The organism is Arthrobacter sp. 05L45_2 (assembly GCF_056397525.1).
The window spans coordinates 1-5,679 of the sequence record NZ_JBFTNO010000203.1; the positions used below are offsets into that span (position 1 = coordinate 1).

Genomic DNA, 5,679 nt, shown 5'->3' on the forward strand with positions numbered 1-5,679 from the left:
TCCGTGTGCACTCGACGCGTCTGGGCGTCGAACCGGCGCGGAACCGTCGAAACGGGCGAGGCGCGGAGGCCGCAGCGCCGGGGACCTCAGAGGCGGGTGATCTGCGTCAGGTAGCCGAAGTACTTCGCGCCGACCGGGCGGAGGGGGTCACCCCCGAAGCCGAAGTCCGGGTGCCGGGTGTTGTACGACTCGGCGCTGTCCAGGAACTGCTGGGTGACCTCCGCGCCCGACCCCTGGCAGGCGCCCTCGCTGATACACAATGCCATGGCGCCGGCCACCGCGGGGCTGGAGAAGCTGGTGCCGTGGTTCACGCCATAGCCGCCGCCCCGGACGGTGGACAGGATGCAGACCCCCGGAGCCGCGACGGTGTGCTCCCTGTCCCGCTGGCTGACGGCGAAGTTGGAGAACACCGCCGGCTGGTCGTCGCGCTGGCCGATGGTCCGCCAGTTGTCGTGGCCGCAGAGGCTCGGCGCGAGCCCGTTGGGTTTCCCGTCGAAGTCGGCCATGGCGGTCGCGGTCAACACCTCGTGGTAGGCCGCGGGGACCGTGCCGGCGAGGTTGGTGGCCGAGTTGCCGGCGGCGACGGCGTAGGCCACTCCGGCCCGCACCGACCGGCAGATCGCGTAGTGCATGGGATCGGTGCCCTTGCCACAGTTAGGGGTGTCCGAGCCCGGGCCGCCGATACTGATGTTGGCGACGTCGATGTCGTTGCTGGGGTCGTCGTCCTTGTGTGTTGAGGTGACCCAGTCGATGGCGCAGATCAGGCTCGCTTCGGTGATCGCGCCGCCGGGGGAAACAACCCGGACAGACCAGAGCGGGGTGCCCGGCGCCGTGCCGATGATGCCCGTGCCGTTGTTGCGGGCACCGATGACGCCTGCCACCGACGTTCCGTGGCCCAGCACGTCAACCGGTGTTTCCTCGACGGGCTGCCCGGAGCTGCAGTCGATGCCGCCCTGGACGTTCAGGTCCGGGTGGTTGCCGTCGATGCCGCTGTCGATGACGGCGACGTTGACGGCGTTATCGTTCCCGGTGCCGGCGCGGACCGCATCCTTTGCCGCGTCCGGATCGCCGCCAATCCGCTGCCACCACAGCGGCGCCACCTCGGTGTTGGGTGTCGCGGGCTCTTCGGGCTCCTGGAAGTGGCGGGAGAGCGTCACGAAGTCGACGCTGGGATCGGTGGCGAGCCGGTTGGCCTGGGACGCCGTCATGGTTCCGGCGTAGCCGCTGACCGCGCTGCGATAGACGTTGGACGCGTGGAAACCGAATTTTCCCTGCTGGGCGGCGGCAACTGCTCCGGCGTCGCCCGTGCCGTCTTTGAGGACGACGATGTAGCTTTGCGCCGGCTCCGCGGCGGAGGCCGGTGCTGCGGCGGCGAGGCCGCCGCCTGCAACCAGCGCCACCGCGGCCAGCCCGCCGACCCACTGCCGCCGCGTTATGTCCGGCGGGGCGGCGGCGGTTCCGCGCCGGGGCCGGCGCCGGCCGGCGCCCACGAATGTCCAGTGCGCGTGCGGAATAAGATTGCGGACGGTGGTTAACATCGTGGCCTCCCATTAAGCATGATGCTTTTCGAGTGCCCCCCGTCCATATGGTAGGCCCTGCGGCGCGGAATAATCAGGGCCAATCGGAGACCGGCGCCGGCGTCGTCCTCCCGTCCGCGGCCCTATCCGGGTACCGACCCGCCCAGATTCCGGTACTTCAGGAGCCGGCGAGCGAGCAGTTCCTCCACGCCTGTGGCCGCAACCAGGGACAGCTCGTACTCGATGGCCCGCCCCATCCGCCGGCAGAACTCCCTTGCCTCCAGCGCCGCATCCGGGCGTTCGTCGACAATGTGCTCAATGAGCCCGTTGGCGTGCAGGGCGGAGACGTTGACGCCTTGCGACGCGGACATGGCCGGCGCGAATTCCGTGCTCCGGTGCATGATGGCGCTGGCACCCTCGGGCGGCAACGGCGAGAGCCAGGCGTGCTGCGCGGCGACGGTCCGGTCCGCCGGGAGCAGGGCCAGTGCGCCGCCGCCGGCCCCCTGCCCCAGCAGCACCGAGACCGACGGCGACTGCAACCCGATCAGGTCATGCAGCGACCGCGCGATTTCACCGGCCAGCCCGCCTTCCTCGGCTTCCTTGGACAGCGCGGCCCCGCCGGTGTCGATCACCGTCAGCAGGGGCAGGCCGAGCTCTTCCGCGAGCCGCATGCCGCGCCGGGCCTCGCGGAGGGAGGCCGGGCCCATGGCGGTCTGCTGCGACGGCCGGGGCCGGGTGTGGCCCAGCACTACACACGACTGGCCGCCGAAACGGGCCAGGGCCAGCAGCAGCCCGGGGTCCTTTTCGCCCTGGCCCGTCCCGTTGAGCGGCAGCACATCGAGCGCCCCGTAGGCCAGAAGCTGGCGCAGATCCGGCCGCCGCGGGTTGCGTGAAATCCCGATCGAGGTCCAGGCCTCAACCCCCGACGGCGCCGTCTCGAGGGTCTGCGGCGGCAGGATGGGGGCCTTGGCGTCGGCCAGAAGGATGTTCAGGGCGCGGTGGACGACATCGGGCAGCTGCTCCGGGGGGACCACCGCGTCCACGAGTCCCTTGTCGAAGAGGTTCTCCGCGACCTGGACATTGTCCGGGAAGGGCCGCCCGTACAGCGCTTCGTAGACCCGCGGGCCGAGGAAGCCCAGGAGCGCACCCGGTTCGGCAACGGTGATGTGGCCGAGCGAACCCCACGAGGCCATMACGCCGCCGGTGGTGGGGTGGCGCAGRTASACSAGGTAGGGRARSCCKGCCTGCCGGTGKGCGCGSACGGCGGCSGWGATCTTSAYCATCGACAGGAACGCCAGGGTGCCTTCCTGCATTCTGGTGCCGCCGGAGGCCGGCCCGGCCAGGAGCGGCAGGCCCTCGGCTGTGGCCCGCTCGACGGCGCGCACGATCCGTTCCGCGGCGGCTGCTCCGATGGAACCCGCCAGGAACCGGAATTCGCTGACGATCACCGCGACCCGCCGGCCGCGGATCAGCCCCTCGCCGGTCAGCACGGATTCGTCGACGCCGGACTTTTCGCGGGCGGCGGCAAGCTCGGCCGCGTAGGCGGGGTCCGGATCCGGATCCCGCACCGGGGCGTCCCAACTGAGGTACGAACCCGTGTCCAGTACCGTGGTGATGAGTTCGGCGGCGTCGAGGTGGCGGACCTTCTGGCCGGTCAGCACCTCAGGCACCCGGCCCGACGGACGTGCCGGGCGCGGACGTGCCGGCCGCGGACGTGCGGTCCGGTTCCAGCCAGCGCCGGATCTGGTCCCCGTCCTGGTCCAGGAGCGGCGGCGCGGTGTGGGACCTCAGGGTGGTTTCGTGGGCATCGCCCTGGCTGAAGAACCTCAGCGGGGGGCCGGGAAGGCTGATTGTCCCCAGGATTTTGTGCTCGACGTCGACCACCAGGCCCTGCGAGTGGACCTGCTCCCATTCGTACACCTCTTCAAGGTTCCGGACCTTGCCCGCCGGGATGCCGACCTCGTTGAGCTTGGCGAGCAGCGGTTCGGCCTCGTACCCGGCGAACGCATCCTCCACCGCCTCGATCACTTTCTCCCGGTTGCGGACCCGGTGGGCGTTGGAGGCGAACTCCGGGCGGTCGGTGTCGATCCCGAACGCCGTGGCGAACGCATGCCAGAGCTTCTCGCTGCCCACACTGATCTGCACCTTCCCCTGCCGGCAGTGGAACAGGCCGTACGGCGCGATCGAGGGGTGATGGTTTCCCTGGGCCTGCGGCAGATCCCCGGCCACGGTTTGCCGGGTGCCCTGGAACGCGTGCACTCCGATCAAGGCCGAGAGCAGGGAGGTCCGGACCACCTGGCCCTTGCCGGTGCGCTCGCGTTCCAGCAAGGCCGCGAGGGCGCCATAAGCGCCGTACATCCCCGAGAGCAGGTCCGCGATGGGCACCCCGACGCGCTGCGGATCGTCCGGCCCGGCACCGGTGAGCGACATCAGCCCGGCTTCGCCCTGGAGGATCTGGTCGTAGCCGCTGCGGGAGGCTTCGGGCCCGTCGTGCCCGAAGCCGGTGATGGAGAGGATCACGAGTTTCGGATTCAACGCGTGCATCTCCGCGGTGGCGAAGCCCAGCCGGTCCAGGACGCCGGGACGGAAGTTTTCCACCACGACGTCGGCCCGCTCCAGCAGTTCCCGCAAAACCTGCCGGCCGCCGTCGTCCTTCAGATCCAGGGCGATGGACTCCTTGTTGCGGTTGCACGAGAGGAAATACGTCGCCTGCGGGTCATCCTCGGGGCCGACGAAAGGCGGGCCCCAGCCGCGGGTGTCGTCCCCGCCGCCCGGGTTCTCGACCTTGATCACCCTGGCGCCGAGATCGCCCAGCATCATGCCCGCGTGCGGGCCGGCGAGGGCGCGRCTGAGGTCCACGACGACGTAGCCGGACAGCGGGCCGTCGTTCTGGGGGTGGGAATCGTTGCTCATGGTTGGGTCCTTTGTGTTGCAGTTCCAGCGGATGCGGTGGCGGCCGACGTCGGCCGGCGGGAGGGCTACAGCCAGCCGGGGACCACCATGACGAGCCAGGCGACGGCCGGACCAGCGGCGACGACGATGCCGCTGTAGGCCAGGATCTGCTTGTAGAACTTGTCCTTGTCCACGTCCTCCGGGGCGTTGGCCAGGACCAGGGCGCCGTTGGTGGAGAACGGCGAGACGTCAACGATCGTGGAGGACACGGCCAGTGCGGCGATGACGCCGACAGCTCCGATTTCGCCGCTGGCCAGGAACGGCACCGCCAAGGGAATCAGCGCGGCGAGGATGGCCGTGGAGGATGCGAAGGCCGAGACGATGCCGCCGATGTAGCAGATCAGCAGGGCCGCGAGAAGCGGCATACCGAGGCCGGCGACGCTGCTGGAGACGAACTTGATGGTGCCGGCCTCTTCGAGGACGCCGACGAAGGTCAGCATGCCGCAGATGAGCAGGACGGTGGACCAGCTGATCTTGTTCACTGCACCCTTCTGGGCCTCCGGGGAGACCAGGGCCAGGATGATGGYGATGGTGATGGAGACGAATCCGACGTCCACCTTGAATCCGAGGGAGATCACGGCCAGGGCGATCAGGCCGGCGACGGTGACGAGCTGGGCGATGGTGGCGCGGGCGCCCCCGGTGGTGGCGTCGCCGTCGGACGCTGAGGCGGCACTGCCCTTGGCGGAGACGCTGGAGGAGGAGATGTCCGATCCGGAGCCCTGCAGGGTGACGCCGGCCGCGCGGGAACCGACGCTGACCTTCATGCGGGTTTCGGCAGCCTGTTCGATCAGCCGGCCGGTCTTGGAGGAGAGCAGCTTGTTGCCGCCGAGGACGATGAACAGCACCAGGGCGATGACGAGGTTGAAGAAGAAGCTGGCCAGGAAGATGGCCATCGGGCTCGCTGCGAGTTCGGTTTTGGCGATGATGCCGTTGACCGTCACGCCGTAGACGGCGATCGGGGAGAAGCCGCCGGCCTGCGCGCCATGGATCACCATCATGCCCATCATGAGCGGGTTGATCTTGTGCTTCGCGGCGAAGCTCAGGGCGATCGGGGCGATGATGGCGACGGCGGCCGGTGAGAGGGCGCCGACTGACGTGATGAGCGCGGTGATGGCGAACATGACCCAGGGGATGAGGGCGACCTTGCTGCCCACGAGGCGCACCGCGCCGCGGACCAGGAGGTCGATGGTGCCGTTGTTCTGGGCTATGG

4 protein-coding genes are annotated in these 5,679 nt (G+C 69.6%); all 4 read right to left on the minus strand.

Annotated features, from left to right (window positions below; translation table 11 throughout):
- Nucleotides 1-86: 86 nt before the first annotated feature.
- Nucleotides 87-1,538, minus strand: a complete 1,452-nt coding sequence (locus AC1DHD_RS13590) for a S8 family peptidase (protein ID WP_476880222.1) — start codon at nucleotides 1,536-1,538, stop codon at nucleotides 87-89.
- A 122-nt stretch (nucleotides 1,539-1,660) separates the two neighbouring features.
- Nucleotides 1,661-3,178: a carboxyl transferase domain-containing protein gene (locus AC1DHD_RS13595; RefSeq protein WP_476880225.1), complete on the minus strand. Its 1,518-nt coding sequence runs from the start codon at nucleotides 3,176-3,178 to the stop codon at nucleotides 1,661-1,663.
- Nucleotide 3,179: 1 nt separating this feature from the next.
- On the minus strand, nucleotides 3,180-4,430 hold the full coding sequence (locus AC1DHD_RS13600) for a CaiB/BaiF CoA transferase family protein (protein ID WP_476880223.1): 1,251 nt from the start codon (nucleotides 4,428-4,430) through the stop codon (nucleotides 3,180-3,182).
- Between the two features lie 65 nt (nucleotides 4,431-4,495).
- The coding region (locus AC1DHD_RS13605; RefSeq protein WP_476880224.1) for an SLC13 family permease at nucleotides 4,496-5,679 on the minus strand (1,184 nt) is incomplete at its 5' end.

Bases quoted from the DNA above. Each gene is read 5' to 3' on its own strand.
- AC1DHD_RS13590 (WP_476880222.1), bottom strand. From the start codon at position 1,538: ATGTTAACCACCGTCCGCAATCTTATTCCGCACGCGCACTGGACATTC.